24 protein-coding genes are annotated in these 20301 nt (G+C 73.5%); 13 read left to right on the top strand and 11 right to left on the bottom strand.

Translation table 11 applies throughout. The features are described from left to right. Position 1: 1 nt before the first annotated feature. The 3 genes from AVP42_RS05185 to AVP42_RS05175 all read right to left on the bottom strand — a co-directional run bounded on the left by AVP42_RS05185 (position 2) and on the right by AVP42_RS05175 (position 1543). On the bottom strand, positions 2-373 hold the full coding sequence (locus tag AVP42_RS05185) for a GntR family transcriptional regulator (protein WP_067946801.1): 372 nt from the start codon (positions 371-373) through the stop codon (positions 2-4). 11 nt (positions 374-384) lie between these two features. Next, complete coding sequence (locus AVP42_RS05180; protein ID WP_067946799.1) at positions 385-822, bottom strand: Lrp/AsnC family transcriptional regulator; 438 nt, start codon at positions 820-822, stop codon at positions 385-387. A gap of 103 nt (positions 823-925) precedes the next feature. Continuing rightward, the gene (locus AVP42_RS05175; protein WP_067946797.1) at positions 926-1543 is read right to left on the bottom strand and encodes a TetR/AcrR family transcriptional regulator C-terminal domain-containing protein; all 618 of its coding nucleotides are present in this window, start codon (positions 1541-1543) and stop codon (positions 926-928) included. A gap of 131 nt (positions 1544-1674) precedes the next feature. On the opposite strand from AVP42_RS05175, the gene AVP42_RS05170 reads away from it, so the two are divergent. The 3 genes from AVP42_RS05170 to AVP42_RS05160 all read left to right on the top strand — a co-directional run bounded on the left by AVP42_RS05170 (position 1675) and on the right by AVP42_RS05160 (position 5779). Further along, positions 1675-3372, top strand: coding sequence for an amidohydrolase (locus tag AVP42_RS05170; RefSeq protein WP_067946795.1), 1698 nt, complete (start codon positions 1675-1677; stop codon positions 3370-3372). A gap of 16 nt (positions 3373-3388) precedes the next feature. Continuing rightward, positions 3389-4849 (top strand): APC family permease, encoded by a 1461-nt coding sequence (locus tag AVP42_RS05165; RefSeq protein ID WP_082847013.1) that lies wholly within the window; start codon positions 3389-3391, stop codon positions 4847-4849. Positions 4850-4954: 105 nt separating this feature from the next. Then, the gene (locus AVP42_RS05160) at positions 4955-5779 is read left to right on the top strand and encodes an LLM class F420-dependent oxidoreductase (RefSeq protein ID WP_067946793.1); all 825 of its coding nucleotides are present in this window, start codon (positions 4955-4957) and stop codon (positions 5777-5779) included. A 21-nt stretch (positions 5780-5800) separates the two neighbouring features. On the opposite strand, the gene AVP42_RS05155 is transcribed toward AVP42_RS05160, so the two are convergent. From AVP42_RS05155 to AVP42_RS05145, 3 genes are all read right to left on the bottom strand, one after another. Further along, positions 5801-6502 carry a hypothetical protein gene (locus AVP42_RS05155; RefSeq protein ID WP_067946791.1) on the bottom strand — a complete coding sequence of 234 codons (702 nt, stop codon included), beginning with the start codon at positions 6500-6502 and terminating at the stop codon, positions 5801-5803. A gap of 69 nt (positions 6503-6571) precedes the next feature. Then, positions 6572-7294: a hypothetical protein gene (locus tag AVP42_RS05150; RefSeq protein WP_067946789.1), complete on the bottom strand. Its 723-nt coding sequence runs from the start codon at positions 7292-7294 to the stop codon at positions 6572-6574. A gap of 141 nt (positions 7295-7435) precedes the next feature. Further along, positions 7436-8287: a hypothetical protein gene (locus AVP42_RS05145; RefSeq protein ID WP_067946787.1), complete on the bottom strand. Its 852-nt coding sequence runs from the start codon at positions 8285-8287 to the stop codon at positions 7436-7438. Between the two features lie 392 nt (positions 8288-8679). Here AVP42_RS05145 and ddaH point away from each other — a divergent pair, with 392 nt between their 5' ends. Both ddaH and AVP42_RS05135 read left to right on the top strand, forming a co-directional pair. Continuing rightward, entirely contained in the window at positions 8680-9537 is an 858-nt protein-coding gene (ddaH, locus tag AVP42_RS05140) for a dimethylargininase (protein WP_067946785.1), read from the top strand. Between the two features lie 162 nt (positions 9538-9699). Beyond that, positions 9700-10284: a Rho termination factor N-terminal domain-containing protein gene (locus AVP42_RS05135; RefSeq protein ID WP_157356737.1), complete on the top strand. Its 585-nt coding sequence runs from the start codon at positions 9700-9702 to the stop codon at positions 10282-10284. Positions 10285-10288: 4 nt separating this feature from the next. Here the strand turns inward: AVP42_RS05135 and AVP42_RS05130 are convergent, their stop codons facing one another. After that, on the bottom strand, positions 10289-11128 hold the full coding sequence (locus tag AVP42_RS05130) for an alpha/beta fold hydrolase (RefSeq protein WP_067946782.1): 840 nt from the start codon (positions 11126-11128) through the stop codon (positions 10289-10291). 210 nt (positions 11129-11338) lie between these two features. On the opposite strand from AVP42_RS05130, the gene AVP42_RS05125 reads away from it, so the two are divergent. The 3 genes from AVP42_RS05125 to AVP42_RS05115 all read left to right on the top strand — a co-directional run bounded on the left by AVP42_RS05125 (position 11339) and on the right by AVP42_RS05115 (position 14479). Continuing rightward, a complete protein-coding gene (locus AVP42_RS05125; protein ID WP_067946780.1) occupies positions 11339-12136 on the top strand; it encodes a polyprenol monophosphomannose synthase in 798 nt (265 codons plus the stop codon). Positions 12137-12263: 127 nt separating this feature from the next. Next, the gene (locus AVP42_RS05120) at positions 12264-13892 is read left to right on the top strand and encodes a VCBS repeat-containing protein (RefSeq protein ID WP_067946778.1); all 1629 of its coding nucleotides are present in this window, start codon (positions 12264-12266) and stop codon (positions 13890-13892) included. Between the two features lie 98 nt (positions 13893-13990). Continuing rightward, complete coding sequence (locus AVP42_RS05115; protein WP_067946776.1) at positions 13991-14479, top strand: MSMEG_6728 family protein; 489 nt, start codon at positions 13991-13993, stop codon at positions 14477-14479. Position 14480: 1 nt separating this feature from the next. Here AVP42_RS05115 and AVP42_RS05110 read toward each other — a convergent pair whose 3' ends face one another. After that, positions 14481-15266, bottom strand: a complete 786-nt coding sequence (locus AVP42_RS05110; protein ID WP_197466962.1) for an SDR family NAD(P)-dependent oxidoreductase — start codon at positions 15264-15266, stop codon at positions 14481-14483. Positions 15267-15404: 138 nt separating this feature from the next. Between AVP42_RS05110 and AVP42_RS05105 the strand changes: the two genes are divergently transcribed. The 3 genes from AVP42_RS05105 to AVP42_RS05095 are packed head-to-tail and all read left to right on the top strand — an operon-like array spanning position 15405 to position 16451. Further along, positions 15405-15611 (top strand): DUF2945 domain-containing protein, encoded by a 207-nt coding sequence (locus AVP42_RS05105; protein ID WP_067946773.1) that lies wholly within the window; start codon positions 15405-15407, stop codon positions 15609-15611. A gap of 14 nt (positions 15612-15625) precedes the next feature. Next, positions 15626-16102, top strand: a complete 477-nt coding sequence (locus AVP42_RS05100; RefSeq protein ID WP_067946771.1) for a hypothetical protein — start codon at positions 15626-15628, stop codon at positions 16100-16102. A gap of 1 nt (position 16103) precedes the next feature. Next, complete coding sequence (locus AVP42_RS05095; protein ID WP_067946769.1) at positions 16104-16451, top strand: hypothetical protein; 348 nt, start codon at positions 16104-16106, stop codon at positions 16449-16451. Between the two features lie 19 nt (positions 16452-16470). On the opposite strand, the gene AVP42_RS05090 is transcribed toward AVP42_RS05095, so the two are convergent. Both AVP42_RS05090 and AVP42_RS05085 read right to left on the bottom strand, forming a co-directional pair. Then, on the bottom strand, positions 16471-17508 hold the full coding sequence (locus tag AVP42_RS05090; RefSeq protein WP_067946767.1) for a beta-propeller fold lactonase family protein: 1038 nt from the start codon (positions 17506-17508) through the stop codon (positions 16471-16473). After that, positions 17505-18791 carry an alpha-hydroxy acid oxidase gene (locus AVP42_RS05085; RefSeq protein ID WP_067946765.1) on the bottom strand — a complete coding sequence of 429 codons (1287 nt, stop codon included), beginning with the start codon at positions 18789-18791 and terminating at the stop codon, positions 17505-17507. The genes AVP42_RS05090 and AVP42_RS05085 overlap by 4 nt, the downstream gene beginning before the upstream one ends. Positions 18792-18961: 170 nt before the next feature. Here AVP42_RS05085 and AVP42_RS05080 point away from each other — a divergent pair, with 170 nt between their 5' ends. Further along, the gene (locus AVP42_RS05080) at positions 18962-19234 is read left to right on the top strand and encodes a hypothetical protein (RefSeq protein WP_067946763.1); all 273 of its coding nucleotides are present in this window, start codon (positions 18962-18964) and stop codon (positions 19232-19234) included. Positions 19235-19322: 88 nt separating this feature from the next. Next, positions 19323-19832 (top strand): DUF1707 domain-containing protein, encoded by a 510-nt coding sequence (locus AVP42_RS05075; protein WP_067946761.1) that lies wholly within the window; start codon positions 19323-19325, stop codon positions 19830-19832. A 22-nt stretch (positions 19833-19854) separates the two neighbouring features. Here AVP42_RS05075 and AVP42_RS05070 read toward each other — a convergent pair. Further along, positions 19855-20301, bottom strand: a 447-nt coding sequence (locus tag AVP42_RS05070; protein ID WP_197466961.1) for an OST-HTH/LOTUS domain-containing protein, incomplete at its 5' end; no start/stop codon positions are given.

Genomic DNA, 20301 nt, shown 5'->3' with positions numbered 1-20301 from the left:
GCTAGCCGGTCGCCGACCGCGAGCGGAGCGCCCGTTCGACCGCGGCGAGCGCCTCGGGTGCGGCGACGCCCAGCCGGCCGACCGCGTCGGCGTAGACGGATGCCGCGGCCTGCAGCGCCTGCTCGACCGGGTCGCCGGTCGCGAGTACGAAGGTGCCGGCCCGCCCGCGGCCCTCGACCACGCCGTCGGCCTCGAGCTCCTTGTAGGCGCGCGCGACGGTGTTGACGGCCAGGCCGAGCTCCTCGGCGAGGGCGCGCACCGTGGGCAGCTTGGCGCCGGCGGGGAGCCGGCCGTCGCGCACGGCGTCGACGACCTGCATGCGCAGCTGCTCGTAGGGCGGGGTGCCGGAGTCGCCGTCGACCGTGAACCGCATGCCGGCGGCCGTCAGTCGCGGTTCCGGTTGACGAGCCGCGACAGCACGATGGCGCTGCGCGTGTGGTCGACGTTCGGGGCGATGCGCACGCGCTCGAGGGCGTCCTCGAGCGAGGTGATGTCGCGGGCCCGCATGTGGACGATGGCGTCGGCGCTGCCGGTGACCGTGCCCGCGTAGACCACCTCGGGCACGTTCTGCAGGATCCGCTGGAGCTCGTCGGGCGCGACCGTGCCGCGGCAGAAGAGCTCGACGTAGGCCTCCGTGCTCATGCCGTCGACGGCGGGGTCGACCTGGATGGTGAACGCCTTGATGACGCCGTCGGCGACGAGCTTGTCGACGCGGCGCTTCACGGCGGAGGCGGACAGGCCCACCGAGGACCCGATGTCGCCGTACCCCGCCCGGGCGTTCTGCCGGAGCAGGTCGAGGATGGCGCGGTCGAGGTTGTCCATGTGGGGAGTGTACGACCGTTCGTTGCGCCGCGACACGACCCGGCGCGGCTTTCGTGCGCGGTGTTGCACGTTCGTGATCGCCCGCGCGCTCGGCGACGACGCGTCAGGCGCGGCCCGTGCCCGCGTGCCGGGCGCGCAGGCCGTGCATGAGCGCGTCGAGGCCGAGGCGGAAGGCGCGTTCGGCGCCCGAGGCGTCGGCGTGCTCCGGGTCGAGGGCCGAGCGGAGCGACGCGAGCTCGACGGGCACCGACGCCTGCGTGAGCAGGTCGCCCGGGGCGACGATGTCGAGCGCCGAGCCGAGCACGTGCGCCTCGACGGTGCGCATGACCGCGACCGCGTCGCGCGTCGACCAGCCGCCCGCGAGCAGGGAGCCCACGACGGTCTCGTACATCTCGAGGGTGGATCGGTCGCGGATGGGGGTGGTCGCGAGCAGCGGGATGACGTTGGGGTGCGCGGCGAACGCGGTGAGGTACGAGCGCGCCCAGGCCTCGAGGGCGGCATCCCACGGGTGCACCCCGAAGGCCGAGACGTCGATGCCCTCGACGATCCGCGCCCGGACGAGTTCGATGAGCTCGGCACGGCTGCCCACGTGGTTGTACAGCGACGACACCTGCCGGTCGACCCGCGCGGCCAGCGAGCGCATGGTGAGGGCGTCGCCGCCCTCCTCGTCGACGAGGTCGAGCGCGGCGCTGATGAGCTGCTCGCGTTTCAGCCGTGTCACGAATCCCTCCCGGGGTCTTCCGTCGCCGTGCTCCGGAGTGTAACGTGACCGCACGCAAACACGAACACTGTTCGTAAACGGATGCCGCGGTCCGCGACGTCCGGCGAACGACCCCGACGAGACGAGGTGCGGTGACGACGACGTTCTTCCACGGCGGCACGGTGTGGACCGGTGCCGGAGCCGGCGACGAGCGCGCCCTGCTCGTGCGCGACGGCGTGGTCGTCGCGGTGGGCGCGGCGGCGGAGGCCGCGGCATCCGCTGCCGGCGAGGTGGAGCGCATCGACCTCGAGGGTGGGTTCCTCATGCCGTCGTTCGGCGACGGGCACGCCCACCCGATGTTCGGCGGGCTCGAGGCCGACGGACCGGACGTGCGCTCGTGCCGGTCGGTCGAGGAGATCGTCGCGGAGGTGCGCCGGTACGCCGAGGCGCACCCCGAACTCGAGTGGATCACGGGCGCGTCGTACGACGGCAGCCTCGCCGAGCAGGGCCTCTTCGACGCGCGATGGCTCGACGATGCGGTCGCCGACCGGCCGGTCCTGCTGCGCGCCTGGGACTACCACACGGTGTGGGTCAACTCGCGGGCGCTCGAGCTCGCCGGCATCGACGCCGCGACGCCCGAGCCCGAGCTCGGCGAGATCCCCCGCCGCGAGGACGGCACGCCCCTCGGCACCCTCCGCGAGTGGGGCGCCGTCGACCTCGTGACGGCGGTCATGCCGCCGCGTTCCGTCGAGGCCGGCGTCCGCGCCCTCGAACGCGCCGGCCGCTACTACCTCGAGCGCGGCGTGACCTGGGTGCAGGACGCCTGGGTCGAACCCGCCGACCTCGACGTCTACCTCGCCGCCGCGGCATCCGGGGCCCTGCCGCTGCGGTTCAACCTGGCGCTGTACGCCGACCCACGGCGGTTCCTCCGCGACCTGCCCGGGATGGCCATGGCCCGCGACCGCGTCGCGGCGGCCGGGTCGCCGCTGCTCACCGCGAACACGATCAAGTTCTTCGCCGACGGCGTGGTCGAGAACGAGACCGGCGCCCTGCTCGAACCGTACTGCTCGGGCCTGCACTCGCACGGCATGTCGGTCTGGGGCGCCGAGCGCCTCGCTGAGGCGGTGCGCGCAGCGGATGCCGCGGGCTTCCAGGTGCACGTCCACGCCATCGGCGACGCGGCCGTGCGCCAGGCGCTCGACGCCATCGAGCGCGCCATCGACGCGAACGGCCCGCGCGACCGTCGCCCCGTCATCGCGCACGCCCAGCTCATCGACGACGCCGACCTCGCCCGGTTCGCCGAGCTCGGCGTCATCGCCAACATGCAGCCGCTCTGGGCGCAGCTCGACGCGCTCATGACCGTGCTCACCGTGCCGCGGCTCGGCCGGGAGCGGTCGGACCGCCAATACCGGATGCGTTCGCTCGCGGGCACGGGCGCGACCCTCGCGTTCGGCTCCGACTGGCCCGTCTCGTCGGGCGACCCACGCGACGGGCTCGCGATCGCGGCGTCCCGGCGCACGGTCGACGGCGAGCCCGCGGGCGGATGGACCCCGCACGAGATCGTGCCGATCGAGGCCGCGCTCGGCGCCTACACCTCGGCGGTCGCCCACCAGGCGTTCGCCGACCACGCCGCCGCACCGTGGGGACGCATCGTCCCCGGTGCGAGCGCCGACCTCGTCCGGCTGGCGCGCGACCCGCGCACGGTCGACCCGCACGACCTGCCCGCCGTCGCGGTGCGCGAGACCTACCTCGCCGGCGCACCACGACTCACGCCGGCGGACGCGGCCCCGACCGCCTCCGCCCCGGACCCCCACGCAGAACCCGAGCGCAGCGTCGCGCTCCACCCCTGAAAGGACCCACCCCGCGATGTCACAGACCACCGTCGCCGGAACGCCCGGCCACGCGGCATCCGCCACCGAGGGAATGCACCTGCGCCGCGTGCTCGGCGTACCCTCGCTCGTGCTGTTCGGCCTCGTCTACATGGTGCCGCTCACCGTGTTCACGACCTACGGCATCGTCACGCAGCTCACGGGAGGGCGCGTGCCGCTCGCGTACGCGATCACGCTCGTGGCCATGTTCTTCACCGCCCGCTCGTACGCCCGGATGGCCGCCGCCTACCCGTACGCGGGCTCGGCGTACGTCTACGCGCAGCGCACCTTCGGGCCGGGCGTCGGCTTCCTCGCCGGCTGGTCGCTCATGCTCGACTACCTGTTCCTGCCGATGATCAACTACCTCGTGATCGGCATCTACCTGAACGCCGCCTTCCCCGCCGTGCCGCAGTGGGTCTTCATCGTCGCGACGATCGCGCTCGTGACCGTGCTCAACGTGGTCGGGATCCTGTCGGTCGCGCGCGCCAACTTCGTGATCATCGCCGTGCAGACCCTGTTCATCGCCGCCTTCATCGTGCTGAGCCTCGTCTCCATCGGCGGCACCGGCCAGGTCGACCCGGTCGCGCCGTTCACCGGCGACGGGACCGTGGAGGGCACGGGCGTGCTCTTCGCGGGCGCCGCGGTGCTCTGCCTGTCGTTCCTCGGGTTCGACGCGGTCTCGACGCTCGCCGAGGAGGCGAAGGACGCGACGCGCTCCGTGCCGCGCGCGATCATGATCACGACCATCGCGGCCGGCGTCATCTTCATCCTGCTGTCGTACCTGTCGCAGCTCGCGTTCCCGTCGAACGCGTTCACGGATGTCGACTCGGCTGCGCTCGACGTCATGGGCGCCGCGGGCGGGCAGTTCCTCGCGATCTTCTTCACCGCCGCCTACATCGCCGGGGCGACGGGCTCGGCACTGACCTCGCAGGCGTCCGTCGCGCGCATCCTCTACGCCATGGGCCGCGACCGGGTGCTGCCGCGGGCCGTCTTCGGTCGGCTGTCCGAGCGGTTCCGCACGCCGGTCGTCGCGATCCTCGTCGTCTCGGCGATCTCGCTGTTCGCCGTCGTCATCGACCTGGGCCTCCTCGTCGAGATGATCAGCTTCGGCGCGCTCATCGCCTTCTCGGTCGTGAACCTCACCGTCGTGAAGCACTACTTCATCGACCGGCGTGAGCGCTCCGGCGCGGCCGTCGTGAACAACCTCGTGCTGCCGCTCATCGGCTTCGGCCTGACGGTGTGGCTCTGGACCAGCCTGTCGGGACGCACGTTCGTCGTCGGCCTGATCTGGCTCGCCCTCGGCCTGGTGCTGCTCGGCATCGTCACGCGCGGGTTCCGCCGTGCGGTGCCGATGCTCGACCTCCGCGAGGAGGCGGCCGTCGACGAGGGGAGCGCCGACGCCGCTGCGGACCCGGCCACCGCTCCGGCGGTGCCGACGAGGGAGCGAGCGCAGGGGTAGCTCCCGCTCCCCGGATGCCGCGGCGCCCCACGCCGGCGCCGCGGCATCCGTTCGCCCTCGGCTGACACGGTGGGATGCCGCTCACCGCCGACCTACGCTCGAACCATGAGCCTCACCGCACCCGCCCGCCTGGGCATCCAGCTGCAGCCCCAGCACGCGACCTACGGGCAGATCCGCGACGCGGTGCTGCGCATGGAGGACCTCGGCGTCGACGTCGTCTTCAACTGGGACCACTTCTTCCCGCTCTCCGGCGACCGCGACGGGCTGCACTTCGAGGCGTGGACCATGCTCGGCGCGTGGGCCGAGCAGACCGAGCGCGTCGAGTTCGGCACGCTCGTCAACTGCAACTCCTACCGCAACGCCGACCTGCAGGCCGACATGGCCCGCACGCTCGACCACATCAGCGCGAAGGGCGGCGACACCGGTCGCTTCATCTTCGGCACCGGGTCGGGCTGGTTCGAGCGCGACTACGACGAGTACGGCTACGAGTTCGGCACGGTCGGCTCCCGGCTCGACGACCTCGCCGAGGCCCTCCCGCGGGTGAAGGCGCGCTGGGCGAAGCTGAACCCCGGTCCGACCCGCGAGATCCCCATCATGATCGGCGGGCAGGGCGAGCAGAAGACGCTGCGGCTGGTGGCCGAGCACGCCGACATCTGGCACTCGTTCGTGCGACCCGACGCGATCGCGCACAAGCTCGACGTGCTCGCCCGCTGGGGCGAGCGGGTCGGGCGCGACGTCTCGGACATCACCGTGTCGAACGAGCTCTCGCGCGGCCGCCTCGACGACGACCACGCCGACGCCCTCTACGACGCGGGCGTGCGCCTGTTCACGCTCGGGGTCTCGGGGCCCGACTACGACGACGCGCCCGTGCGGCACTGGCTCGCGTGGCGCGACCGTCGCAACGACGCGGTCGGGGTCGACGCCGCGTAGCGGGCGGATGCCGCGGGCGGCTCAGCCGGCCGAGTCCTCCGGCTCCTCGGGGCCGAGCGAGACACGACCGTTCGCATCCCACGTGGCGCTGAAGGTGCCCGTGTCCGGCTGCTCGGTCCGCACCACGAGCCCGTCGGGCGGGAACCGGCCGTCGGACGTGCACGACGCCGCCGACGGACCCGACGGCACGACGAGCACCAGGCACGCGTCCCGGCCGTCCTCGCTCCGGACCGCGACCACGCGGACGCCGTCCGAGCGCGCGGCGAGCAGGCGCCGGCTGTCGCGGTCGAGATCCACCTCGACGGGCGGTGCCGGGTAGCGGACGCGGTCGCCGTTCGGCACCGGCGCGTCGAACCCCCGCCACGCCGCAGTCTCCGAGGTCGGCACCGAACCCGGCTCATCGGGCTCGGGGATGACGGCATCCAGGGTCAGCCCCGCGGCGAGCCCGACGAGCAGGGCGACCGCGGTCGCTGCGATGAGGGTGGTCCGCGACGGCGCGGAGGTCGGATGCTCGCGGTCGTCGGCGCGGTCCGCCGGGGACTCCGCGCGGGGCTCGCCGCCCGCCCTCGGCTCGGGGGCGGCCACGGGTCGGCTCGGACCGGCGGACCGCAGGGCCGCGAGCTCGCGTGCGGCCGCCTCGCGCTCCGCGTCGGGCACGTTCGCGCCGAACGCCGCGCGCTGCAGTCGGGCGATGCGCTCGTCCGGGTCGTCGTGGTCGGGCATGGGAACTCCGTCGTCCTGCCGGTCTGGTCGCCCAGCATGCGACGGGAGGTTGGGAATCGGGTGTGACGGTCAGCCGGTCGGCGCCGACGCGGCGTTGACCTCCGCACGGCCGTCCGGCGTCCAGCCGGCGAGGTAGACTCCGACGCCCTGCACCGAGATCTCCGCGCGGAGCCCTTCGCGCGGGAAGCGACCCTCCGTCGTGCAGGCGGTCGCGGGCCGGCCCACCGGCAGGGCGAGAATGAGGCACGCATTCTCGCCGTCCGCGGTGCGCACCGCGACGAGCCGGACGCCGTCGGAGCGCGTCAGGAGCAACCGGCGGGTCGAGTCGTCGGCGTCGATGTCGATGAGCGGTGGCGGATGCCGCACGAAGTCGCCGTCGGTGGCCGGCCGATCGAACACGTCCCAGGCCGCGGTCTCGGTGACCGGCACGCCCACATCCGCTCCCTCGGACGGCGGGATGGCGCCCCCGACGCCCCAGCCGATCGCGACGCCCACGATGAGCGCCGCCGACGACGACGCGAGCACGCGACGCAGTCCCCATCGGGTCGGGCGGCCGGTGGGATCGGCGCCCGACCGGTCGGCGCGGTCCGCCTCGGCGGGCCGGCCGTCGTCCGGGGCGGCGGACGGCGCCGGGGTGAGCGGCGGGCCGTCGGCATCGTGATCGCCGCCGCCGGTGCGCAGGGCGGCGAGCTCGGCCGCTGCCTCGGCACGATCGGCATCGGAGGCGTCCGCGCCGTACGCAAGTCGCTGCAACCGCGCGATCCGCTGGTCGAGGTCGTCGTCATCGTGCATGGGAACTCCGTCGTCCTGCCGGCCGGGCCGACCGGTCCAGCATGCGACGCGACGTTGGGAATCGGATGTGCGACCGCTCCGGGCGACGGCTCCGGGCGCCAGCTCCGAGCCACGGGCCCGAACGTCCGCTCCCGGCCCGCGTCAGGTGCCCGAGGAGGCCCGGACGCCCTCGACGCTGATCCGCAGGTCGCCGGTCGGCTCGAGCGAGACGGCGTAGAACCCGCGCGACTGGATGAAGGTCTGCATGGTGAGACCCTCGGACGGGAACATGCGATCGACCGTACAGGTGCTCCCGCCGCTCACCTCGTCGACCCGCAGGAGCAGGCAGAGCTCGCCCGAGGAGCTGCGCGCCGCCCACACGGCGACGCCGTCGGACCGGGTGGCGAGCAGCCGCAGGCTCTCGGGGATGAGGTCGCCGGCCGCGAAGAACGACGGGTCCACGGCCAGGTCGGCGGCCGTCGGCTCGCGTTCGAACACGTCGGCCACCGGCGTCTCGTCGATCGGGCCCACGAGGGTGCTGGGCGGCTCGAGCCCGAGGGGGAACGTGACGTCGTCCTGGCCCTGGCCGTCGGCGCCCTCGGCGACGAGTTCGGCGGCGGCGATCGACGCCGTCGCCCAGCCCGCGCTGAACCCGATCGCGAGCGCGATCGCCCCCACGAGGACGGCGGTCGGCACGCCCACGGTCCGCATGACCGACGGCGACGACGCGCCCCCGAGCGCGCCGATCCCGAGCGGGTCCGGATCGTCCGCGACGGGGTCGTCGACGTGCCCCTCGGCGGGCGGCGTCGGTCCGGTCGCCTCGGCGGTCGTCGCCCCGTCGTCCGGTGCCGTGCTTCCGAGCGCGCTCGATGCCGGCGGCTCGGGGTCGGCGGAGCCGACGGCGCCCGAACGCACGACCTCGAGGGCGTCGAGCGCGCGTCGCCGCTCCGCGTCGCTCGCCCCGGCCCCGTACGCGATGCGCTGGAGTGCGGCGATGCGCTCGGCGTTCGACATCCGGTCTCCTCGTCCTGCCGGCGCAGGGACCGGACTCCGCTCAGCCTGCCCGAGCGCGACCACCGGCGGCAACCACCGCCGCGGCCGGACCCGACCGCGCGCCGCGCACGATCGGTGCGCGCTCGAGGCGGGCGAATGCGGCGGAAACACGCGGCGGCGCCCTCCGCCACCCGTGATTCGTTGCGTCGGGTCGCCCAACGCGCACGGATCCTGTGCACGATGCCGAGAACTCCAGCCCGGTTCGTCGCACACTGGAGGTGGCGTCCCGCCGCGCGTGCATCCCGAGCACGCCGTCGGGGCTCGACAAGAGCGACCTGGTCCGCCGACACCCCACCGGCCGGGTCGGCGGCGCGCCGCCGTGCTCGGCTCCCGAACACCTCATGAGGAGTGAGATGTCGACTGTGATCGAGACCGAGACCCGAACCGCCGCACCCGAACGCACCCCGTCGAAGAAGACCGTGCTGATGTGCCGCCCCGAGCACTTCACCGTGGTCTACCAGATCAACCCGTGGATGGACCCGGCCAAGCCCACCGACACCGCGCTCGCGGTCCAGCAGTGGCAGGTGCTGCACGACACCTACGTCGGGCTCGGGTTCGACGTGCAGCTCATCGACCCCGTCGAGGGCCTGCCCGACATGGTCTACGCGGCCAACGGCGGCACCGTGATCGACGGCATCGCCTACGGGGCGAAGTTCACCCACGAGCAGCGCGCGGCCGAGGGTCCCGCGTACATGGACTGGTTCCGCCAGGCCGGCTTCGACGTGCGCGAGCCCGTCGAGACCAACGAGGGCGAGGGCGACTTCCTCCTCGTCGGCGACGTGATCCTCGCGGGCACCGGCTTCCGCAGCGACTCGTCGAGCCACGACGAGCTGCGCCGCATCACGGGCCGCGAGGTCGTCACGCTGAACCTCGTCAACCCGAGCTTCTACCACCTCGACACCGCGATCGCCGTGCTCGACTCCCGCCCCGGCCAGGAGCACATCGCCTACCTGCCGAGCGCGTTCGACGAGCCGTCGCTCGAGATCCTCCGCGAGCGCTACCCCGACGCGATCCTCGTCTCCGAGGAGGACGCCGCGGTGCTCGGCCTCAACTCCTACAGCGACGGCCGCAACGTCGTCATCGCCGCACGCGCCAAGGGCTTCGAGCAGCAGCTCCGCGACGCCGGCTACCACCCCATCGGCGTCGACCTGTCCGAGCTGCTGCTCGGCGGCGGCGGCGTGAAGTGCTGCACGCTCGAGCTGCGTCGCTGAGCGAACGCACCGCAGTCGGCTGATCGAGCGGGCGGATGTCACGGGTGCGAGCCCGCGGCATCCGCCCGTTCGCGTGCCGGCCGAGGTCGTCGCCCGGCGTCCCCGCGATCGCCGCGCTACGATGCAGCGAGACCCAGGACCGCGATGACCGGAGGTGCGACGATGGCGCGCAAGAAGGCCGACAAGAAGTCCGACAAGAAGTCCGGCGCGAAGGCGAAGGCCACGTCGACGGATGCCGCGGCGCAGGCCGACTCGGCGGCGAGGTCCGCCCAGAAGGCCGCCGCGAAGGCCGTCGAGGCCGCCAAGGCCGCCGTCGCCGAAGCGGCGCGGCTCGCGAAGCAGGCCGACAAGGCGGCGCGGGCGAAGGTCCGCGACCTCGAGCGCAGCCTCGACAAGCTGCGCAAGCGCGGCACGGCCGACGGCTCGACGTCGACCCGGGCGGAGCCCGCCGACACGGCGCCGGAGGAGGCGACGGCTGCGGCCCGTGCCGCGGCGGCACCGCAGCCGGCTGCTGCCGAGTCGGCCCCGGCCGTCCCGAAGAAGCCGGCCGCCGCGCCGAAGCCCGCCGCCGGGAAGCCCGCCGCCGCGAAGCAGCCGGCCGCGCCGAAGCGCTCGGCCACCGAGGCATCCGCTGACGACCTCGGGAAGAAGACCGTCGCCGAGCTGCGCGCGATCGCCAAGGAGCGCGGACTGACCGGCTATTCGCGCATGCCGAAGGCCCAGCTGGTGGAGGCGCTGCGCGGCTAGCCCGCTAATCGAGCGAGTCCGCGAGGAACGTCAGCAGCGCCGCGTTGACCTCGTCGGCGTGCGTCCACAGCAGTCCGTGCGGGGCGCCCGGGATCTCGACGTACTGCGCGGCGGTGAGGCGCTTCGCGAACTCCCGCGCGGTCGCGTCGATGGGCAGGATGCGGTCCGCGGTGCCGTGCAGGATGAGCGACGGCACGTCGATCCGCTCGATGTCGCCGCGGAAGTCGGTGAGCCACGTGTCGACGCAGGCCGAGGCGGCGTACCACGACGCCTGCGCTGCGGTCGCCCAGCTGGCGCGCACAGCCGCCTCCGAGATGCGCGAGCCGAGGTTCTCGTCGAGGTTGTAGAAGTTCTCGAAGAACGAGTCGTACCAGGCGAACCGGTCCTCCTCGGCCTGCGCCTTCAGCCCGTCGAAGTCGGGTGCCGCTCCGGCGGGGTTGTCGTCGGTCTGCCGCAGGTACGGCTGCAGCGACCCGAGGAACGCGGCCTTCGCGACGCGGGCGCTGCCGTGGGCGCCGAGGTAGCGCGCGACCTCGCCCGTGCCCATCGAGAACCCGACGAGCGCGACGTCGGTGAGGTCGAGGGTGTCGAGGAGGACCTTCAGGTCGGCGGCGAACGTGTCGTAGTCGTATCCCGTCGCGGGCTTGCTCGACCGGCCGAACCCGCGGCGGTCGTAGGTGATCACGCGGTGGCGCGACGAGAGCAGGGCCCGCTGCTGCTTCTCCCACGACTGCCCGTCGAGCGGGTAGCCGTGGATCATCACGACGGTCTGGCCGACGCCGTGGTCCTCGTAGTAGAGCTCGATCGGTGCGGAGTTCTCGGTTCCCACTTCGATGTACGGCATGCGTCCCCCTGGTGCGTGGTGTGGTGTGGCGCAAGTCCAGCACCACGCGGGCCCCCGGGCAAGGGTGGGCGCCGACCGGCCGGTCGCACACCCCGGCGTGCTATGGCGGGCACCCCGGACTGGGGGTCGGCGGCGGCATCCGCGGGTTCGGACCCCGTGCGGAGCGCAGGTACGATTCCACTCGTGCCGTCGCGACCTGAGGAGCCACGCATGACCGGGCCGCTGGTGGTGATTCCCACCTACAACGAGCGCGACAACCTCGCCGAGATCGTCGCGCGCGTGCGTACGGCGGTGGCGGCGGCATCCGTGCTCGTGGTCGACGACAACTCGCCCGACGGCACCGGCGAACTCGCCGACGAGCTGGCGCGAGCGGATGCCGCGGTGCACGTGCTGCACCGGGCGGGCAAGGCCGGGCTGGGCGCCGCGTACCTCGCCGCGTTCGACTGGGCGCTCGCGCGCGGACACGACCCCGTGGTGCAGCTCGACGCCGACGGGTCGCACCTGCCCGAGCAGTTGCCGCAGCTCCTGGCGGGCCTCGAGTCGACGGATGCCGCGGGCCGGCCCGCCGACGTCGTCATCGGCTCGCGCTGGGTGCCCGGCGGTGCGGTCGTGAACTGGCCGACGCGTCGCATCTGGCTCTCGCGCGCGGGAAGCGCCTACTCCCGGTGGATGCTGCGCCTGCCGGTGCGCGACGCGACCGCGGGCTACCGGGTCTTCCGCGCCGAGGCGCTGCGCGACCTGCACCTCGAGGAGGTGCACACCCGCGGGTACGTGTTCCAGGTCGACATGACGTGGCACGCGGCGCTCGCCGGGCTGCGCATCGTCGAGGTGCCCATCACGTTCGTCGAGCGCGAGCGCGGCAGCTCGAAGATGAGCGTCGACATCGTGCTCGAGGCGATGCTCCGCGTGACGCGGTGGGGGCTGGCCCTGCGGTTCGGACGCGGACGGCGGGCGGGTGCCCACGCGCCGGACCGCCGCCGTCCGATGCCGGGTGCCGCGCGGGAGTGAGCTCGGGGCGCCTGTTGCACCCCCGTTCGGGTGACAAGTGCCGCGGTCGCCTCGCGAGGCGGACCGGCGCTGCTACGTTCGCGCTAGCAGCGTGGCTCCCGAACACCACGTGTGCGGAAAGGCGACGATGTCGCGCAGATCTGCGGCCCTGTCCCGCACCCTGTCCGGTCTCCTCAGCGGGGCGCTCATCCTCACCACCCTGCAGCTCGCCGCGGCCCCGGCCTCGGCCGTATCGGAACCCGATCGGGATCCGGCTGCGCTCCTCGAGGCGGCCGTCGAGTCGCCCGCCGCGCCGCCGGGGCCGCTGGACGGGGCGCCCGACGGCGCGACGATCGCGACGGGTCAGTCGGTGGACACGTCGTCCGCGACCTCCGAGGTCGTCGCCGACGGTGCGATCCTGCGCGGCGCGGTGCAGAACATGGACGATGCGCCGCTCGCGGGGATCACCGTCACCGCGTACGGGTACTCGGACGACCAGCCGGAGAGCCCGGTCGCGATGCGGCAGGTCGTTTCCGGGGCGGACGGCCGGTGGGAGATCTCCGGCATCGACGAGGTGGCCGACCGCTGGATCGTGGAGTTCGTCGATCCGCAGGAGCGGTACGCGACGCAGTTCTGGCAGCGGGCCACGGAGTTCCGTGCACCCGTGCCCATCGAGTTGGGCGAAGGCGCCGTGGTCGAGGGGATCGACGCGGTCATGCAGCTCGTCTCGACGATCACCGGCCGGATGACCGGCCTGCCGGCGGGACTCGTGGCACTCGACCAGTACGTCTGGCTGCACGTCTTCGACTGGGACCGCTGGGAATGGGTGAACGTCGCCGAGGCGGAGGTCGCCGCCGACGGCACCTTCTCGTTCAGCGGGCTGGGTCCGGACTACTACGTGGTCCGGGGGTTCGCCGTCACCGAGCGCGGCGTCGGGCTGGCGCCGTCCGGGGTGGTCCTCGTCGACGAGGGGCAGGAGCAGCGCGTCGACATCCGGCTCGAGCGCGCGGTCGACGGGCCGAACCGCGACTTCTCCGGCGACTGGCGGGACGACGTCCTGGCGATCAACTCGACCGGCAAGCTGCTGATGTACGCCGGGAACGGCAACGGCGGATGGGCGGCCCCCGGCGACCAGGTCGGCTTCGGGTGGAACACCCTCGACATCGTCTTCCCGGTCGGCGACTTCTCCAACGACGGGTACACCGACCTGATCGGGCGGTCGACCGCCGGCGACCTGTGGCTGTACCGCGGGAACGGCAATCGCGGATGGGCGGGGTCCGTCAATCTCGGCCCCGGCTGGGGCGGCTTCACGAGCCTGTTCGCCCCGGGCGACTTCAATGGCGACGGCTTCGTCGACGTGATGGCGCGCGACCGGGCCGGCGCACTCCTCCTCTACCCGGGCAACGGCGTAGGCGGCTTCCGCGACCGACCCACGGTGATCGGGTCCGGCTGGCAGGGGTTCACCGCCCTCATCGGACCCGGCGACTTCGACGGCGACCAGCACGTCGACGTGCTCGCGCGCGATTCGGCCGGCCGGCTCTGGCTCTACCCCGGCAACGGTTCGGGCGGCTGGCTTCCCAAGCGCCAGGTGGGCTCCGGTTGGCGGGGCTTCACCGCCATCGCCGGAGCCGGTGACTTCTCGGGTGACTGGGTACCCGACCTGATCGCGCGGGACTCCTCCGGCCGGCTCTTCCTCTACCGCGGCGACGGCCAGGGCGGATGGCGCGGCTCGACGCTCATCGGCTCGGGCTGGAACGGCCTCCGGCTCGCCAACTGAACCGGGGCGGGCGCGGCGGCGTCAACCCGTCGCGCCCTCTCCCTTCGGCGCCTAGCGTGGTCGGACGCGAGGCGCCGCGGGCGCGGGGGAGGCATGCGATGCAGACGTTCCTGCCCTTCGCGGACTTCGATCGCAGCGCGGCCGCGCTCGACTCGGTGCGGCTGGGCAAGCAGCGCGTCGAGACCCTGCAGGTGATGCGCGCGCTGACGATCCCGGGCTACGGCTGGCGGCACCATCCTGTGGTGAAGATGTGGCGCGGCCATCGACCGGCGCTCATGGCCTACCAGGACGCGGTCTGCGACGAGTGGGAGCGTCGCGGTCACGCCGACACGTGCCGGCCGAAGACGCTGGTCGAGCTCGACGTGGTGGCGGCGGACGCGAACCGGTACCGCGCGGGCGACATCGTGGTCCCGCCGTGGGTCGGCAACGAGGCCTTCCACCGTTCCCACCGGTCGAACCTGCTCCGCAAGGACCCGGTGTACTACGCCGAGACGGCCGCCGACGTGCCGCCCGACCTGCCGTACGTGTGGCCGAGCGCCACCGCCACGGACCGCGCCGGCATCACCGACCCCGGCCGGACCGCGTGACTCAGCGCCGCTCCTCGGCGACGGTGTTGCCGCCGTCGACGGCGATGAGCTGGCCGGTCACGTACGAGGCCCCGGGCGTCGCGAGCCACGCGGCCGCGGAGGCCACCTCGTCGGGGCGGCCGCTGCGGGCGACGGGGACGAGCATCCCCTCCTCCGCCTCGCTCGGCAGCTGGCTCGCGGTGGCGATCCAGCCCGGGGCGACGGCGTTCGCCGTGATGCCGAAGACAGCCTCGTCGACCGCGAGCGCCCGCACGTAGCCGAGCATGCCGGCCTTGGCGGTGGCGTAGCCGACGTCGCCGCGCGACGCCATCAGCGGGCCCGAGACGCTCGAGATGCAGACGACGCGGCCCCACCCGACGTCGCGCATGCCCGGGAGCATCGCACGGGTCAGGAGGAACGCGGTGGTCAGGTTCATCGCGAGGTGCGCATTCCAGTCGGGGAGGCTCATGGTGCCGTCGCCGTGCAGCATCTCCGGATCGCCCGAGGCGATCATGCCGGCGTTGTTCACGACGATGGTGGGGCGGATGCCGGCGGAGGCGAGCTCCGCGGCCAGGTCGTCGACCTGCTCCTCGACGTCGAGGCGGGCGATGATCGCGGTCGCCGTGATCCCCGCCCGCCGGAGTTCCTCGGCGCGCTCGTGCACGCGCTCGCTCGTGGCGGTGAGCACGATCCCGGCCCCCAGTTCGCCGAGCGCACGGGCGGTCGCGAATCCGATCCCGTGCGGGCTGCCGGCGCCGCTGACGATCGCCACGCGACCGTCGAGGTTCCACATCGATGGCACGTCCATGGCGTCATCGTAGGCACGGCGCGCCTGCCCGCGCACGGCGTCGCCGCGACCCGTCAAGGGGTTGGGTGCGGATGCCGCCCGGCGTAGCCTCACGAGGAGGCGGCCGGCACCGGTCCGCCGCGACGCGAAGGGGAGTGCATGGTCGCCGTCAACGACCGGGTGAGCTGGGCCACGTCGCAGGGACGCACCAGGGGCAGGGTCGTCGAGCGCCGGACGTCGGACTTCACGTTCGAGGGGCAGCGCTTCACGGCGAGTTCCGACGAACCCGCGTTCATCGTCGAGAGCGAGAAGACCGGCGCGCGTGCCGCGCACAAGGGCTCCGCGCTGCGGGTGCTGAAGAAGTAGGAGGAGGATCGCGCATGACGAAGACCACGACCGACCGCGAGGCCCGACGGGCCGCGAAGCGTGCCGTCAAGGAAGCTCGGAAGGCCGGCAAGGAGACGAGCAAGCTCGCCTCCTCGCTGCCGGAACCGGCCAAGTCGAAGGTGAAGGCCGCGGCGAAGGCCGAGCAGGCCCGGATCGACGACGCGAAGCGCGCGGCATCCGATCGTCCCCACGCCGCCGAGCGCGTCGCCCGGCGCTCGTCGGCGCGGCTCGAGCGCGTCTCGGTGCGCTACGGCACCGCGGGCGGCCGCGCATCGTCGAAGGACGCCTCGAAGAAGGGCAGCCGGTCCGGCACGATCAAGCAGCAGCGGGCGCAGGTTAAGCAGCCGTCGCGCATGGCCGTGCTCAGCGCGTTCCGCACCGCGCTCGCCGGACTGACCACGCCCACCGACCAGAAGCAGGCCCGCAAGACGGCGAAGACGCGGGTCCGCCGGATGAAGCGGGCGGCGTGACGTGGCCACCCGGCTGAACGAGACGGCGCTGCGGCATGCCCGGTCGCTGGTCCGCGACGGCCGGGTGGTGCGCGACGAGCGCGACGACTGGAGCGAGCACGCGCCCGCCGCTGCCGACGAGAACCGCTTCATCGACCGCGAGGGGTGGACGGAGTACCGGCACTGGCACCTCGGGGTCGACGACGACGAGAACGACGAGACGAAGGGCGCCTACACGTTCCCGTACGGCGACTTCTCGAAGGTGCACCGCTGCGCCGTGATCTCCCTGGAGAGCCGGGCGGGCCAGTACGGCCACGACGAGATCCGCGACGCCGCGAAGAAGCTGCTCGAGCTCATCGACGCCGACTGAGCGGATGCCGCGCCGGCGCTCAGTCGAGCGGCAGGATGCAGGCGGGCGCGGTGAGGTCGAGCACGCGGCGCGTCCCGCCCGTGACGAGGTCCACCTCGACCAGCGCATCGCCCTCCTGAGCGGCGACGACGACCGTCCGGTCGTCGAGGTGCGCGTGGTGGCGCGGCCAGCGGGCGCCGATGGGGTGTTCCGCGGCCACGCGCGGGTGCGCGGCATCCGTCGCATCGAACACGGACACCGCGTCGCGACCGCGGACGGTCACGGTGAACTGCCGTCCCGACGGGGCCACGTCGAGGTGCGACGGCTGGACGACGTCGTCATCATCGGCAGGCGGCCGCACCACGGCGGGCTCGGTGCCGGCCGCGCGCGCCGAGGTCGCGTCGACCTCGAACGAGTGGAGGCGCCCGTCGAGCTCGCCGACGACGTGGAGGACGCCGTCGCGGACGAGCAGGTGGCGCGGGCCCGTGCCCGTCGCGAGCTCGATGGTGCGCACGATGCGAAGGGTCGCCGTCGCGGCATCCGTCGTCTCGGCCGGGTCGATGGCGAACTCGTGGACGGCGTCGCCGCCGAGGTCGCTGACGACGTGCGTGCCCCACGGGGTGGGGACCACCTGATGCGCGTGGGGTGCCTCCTGCCGGTCGGCCACCGGGCCGGTCCGCGGGGGCAACGCCAGCGTGGAGGGCCGGCCGAGCGACCCCGCCGCGTCGACCGGCACCGCCGTGACCGAGCCGCTGCCGTAGTTGGCGACGAGCACGACCCCCGCCGCCGCATCGACGACGACGTGGCACGGGTGCTTCTCGCCGTGCTCGACCGAGTCGACCGGTTCGATCGCGTCGCCGACGACGCGGAAGGTCGAGACCGACCCGGACTCGTCCTCGCCGACCGCGGCGAGCAGGTCACCCGATCGTGCGACGAACGACGCGTTCGACGCCTCGGCCGACGCGAGGACCCGCCATTCGCCGTCGGCGGACCGCTCGACGAGGTGCAGCCCGGGTCCCGGGCCGTCGGGGGTGTACGACCCGATCGCGAAGCGGCGCGCTGCGCCTCCGCCGCTCACAGCTGCACCGGCATCCGCTCGGATGCGGCCTCGGCGGCGAGCGCGGTGGGTCGCGCGATGGGCACGAGCCGGGCGAGCTGGGTCACGTGCTTCGGGGTCAGCTCGTCGAGCGTCGCGACCTCGAGCAGCTTCATCGTGCGCACGATCTCGCTGCGCAGGATGTCGATCGCGCGGTCCACGCCGCGGCGGCCGCCCGCCATGAGGCCGTAGAGGTAGGCGCGACCGACGAGGGTGAAGCGGGCGCCGAGGGCGACGGATGCCACGATGTCGGCGCCGGACATGATGCCGGTGTCGAGGTGCACCTCGAGGTCGTCCCCGACCTCGCGCACCACGTCGGGCAGGAGCAGGAACGGCACGGGCGCACGGTCGAGCTGTCGCCCGCCGTGGTTGGAGAGCACGATGCCGTCGACGCCGGTGTCGGCGAGGAGCTTGGCGTCCTCGACGGTCTGCACGCCCTTGACGACGATCTTCCCAGGCCAGAGCTCGCGGATCTCGTCGAGGTCGGCGAACGAGATGGTCGGGTCCATCGCCGCGTCGAGCAGCTCGGCCACGGTTCCGCCGGTGGAGGAGAGCGAGGCGAACTCGAGCTTGGGCGTGGTGAGAAAGTCGATCCACCATCCCGGGCGGGGGAGGGCGTCCAGGACCGTGCCGAGGGTGAGCTGCGGCGGGATCGAGAAGCCGTTGCGCCGGTCGCGCAGTCGTGCGCCGGCGACCGGGGTGTCGACGGTGAAGAGCAGGGTGTCGAACCCGGCCCTGGCCGCGCGCTGGGCGAGGCCGTACGAGATCTCGCGCTGCTTCATGACGTAGAGCTGGAACCAGTTGCGCCCGGTGGGGTTCGCCGCCTTCACGCCCTCGATCGAGGTGGTGCCGAGCGTGGAGAGCGTGAACGGGATGCCGGCCGCGCCGGCCGCGGCGGCCCCGGCCTCCTCGCCCTCGGCCCGCATCAGGCGCGTGAAGCCCGTGGGGGCGATGCCGAACGGCAGCGCGCTCGTGCCGCCGAGGACCTCGCGGCTCGTGTCGACGACGGGCACGTTCCGCAGGATCGACGGGTGGAACTCGATGTCGAGGAACGCCTGCCGTGCGCGCGCGAGCGAGATCTCGCCCTCGGCCGCGCCCTCGGTGTAGTCGAACGGCGCCTTCGGCGTACGGCGCTTCGCGATGTCGCGCAGGTCGGCGATCGTGAGCGCCCTCTCGAGGCGGCGATCGGTCGGGTTCAGCGTGGGTCGCTTGAACCGCAGGAGCTCGGCGAGCTCACGCGGGTTCGGGACCTGGCGCTTCACCATCCCCCTCTCGTTCCGACGTCTCGTCTGACCACACCGTAGCCGATGCGGTCGGGCCCGACGGGGTCGATCCTCAGCCCGTCCGCCCGGTCGCGCAACCCCCTGACAGCCGTCCGTCGGCCCGCGCAGACTTGGGGGCGACGGCGCGCCCGCGCCGCGGAGGGAGTGCGAACGTGAGCGACATCAACACGCCCCGGGGCGGCGAGCACCCGCAGGAACCCGCCGAGGGCTTCGGCGAGGGCGGCGCCCCCGACGAGCGCCGCCACCCCGACCAGCCGGCCGAGGGCGGCGACGAGGACACGCCCCCGGACGACATGTCGTCGTACAACATCCAGCCGCCGCCCACCGAGGACGGCGAGGTCCCGGGCGTGCCCGACGCGAGCGGCGCGCTCGAGGGCGGCACCGAGGACGAGCCGGGCGCGAACGCGACCGGCGTCGGCGCCTGACCCGCGCTTCGGGGCGGACGGCCGCGCGCATCGACCGCGGGCCGTTCGCCCCTTTCGCGCGCCCGAGCGGATCGGGCACGCTGGGCGCATGAGCGGATACGCCAACCCGGACCGGCCCGACGAACGACTGAGCACCGCCGAGCGGGAGGAGGCCGTCACGCGGCTCTCCGAGTTCCACGTCGAGGGCCGGATCACCTCGCCCGAGTACGACGAACGCGCCGCCGCCGCGCGCGCGGCGGTGACGCGCGGCGACCTCGTGCCGCTGTTCGCCGACCTGCCCTCGGCCGGACCCTCGTGGGAGTCCGAGCCGTGGGCCGCAGCCCCCGCGGCGTCGGCCGCCACCGGAACGCCGGGGCCGCCCCTCCCGCCGCCGCCCGCATCCACCGCACTCGCGTCCGGGCCGGCGCGCACCTCGCGCGCGCTCGGCGGACGCGTCGGCGACACCGTGATGGCGCTCACGCCGTTCCTCGCGCTGGCGCTGTTCTTCCTGTTCGGCTTCGCCGGCGGCTTCGTGTGGTCGTGGCTGTGGTTCCTGATCATCCCGATCGTGGCGATCGTGATCTACGGCCCGACCGGCAAGCCCGACTCGGAACGCTGAGCCCGCTGCGGGCCGCCTCCGATCAGCCCTTCTTCGGGCGGATCCGCACCCGGTTGTTCCCGGGCGTCTCGTCGAGTTCGACGACGCCGCCGCGCGACTTCAGGAAGTCGGTGAACGTCGGGAAGCCCAGCCGTCGCTCTTGGAACGACGGGTCCATGCGCAGCATCTGGTTCTTGACGGCGCTCGACCCCTGCCACTCCTGGTCGTTCTTCGCACGGAGCAGCTCGAGCGCCTTGAGGAGCAGCCGACCCGGGTTGCGCGTGGTGCCGGCGGCCGCGTCGTCCGCACCGGGCTCGACCGGGGCGACGAACTGCACCGCCTTGGGGGAGCCCTTGGGCGCCGCGGCCTCGGCGGGTGCGGCGCTCTCGGGCGCCGCGTCGCCGGATGCGGCATCCGTCACCGACTTCGACGAGGCGCGCCGGCGCCGCGCGGGCGCGGGCGCCGGCTCGGCCGCCGGCTCGGGCTCGGG

The organism is Agromyces sp. NDB4Y10 (assembly GCF_001620055.1).
In the GTDB taxonomy this organism is placed as follows: domain Bacteria; phylum Actinomycetota; class Actinomycetes; order Actinomycetales; family Microbacteriaceae; genus Agromyces; species Agromyces indicus.
This window is presented reverse-complemented; position numbering and strand designations above follow the sequence as displayed.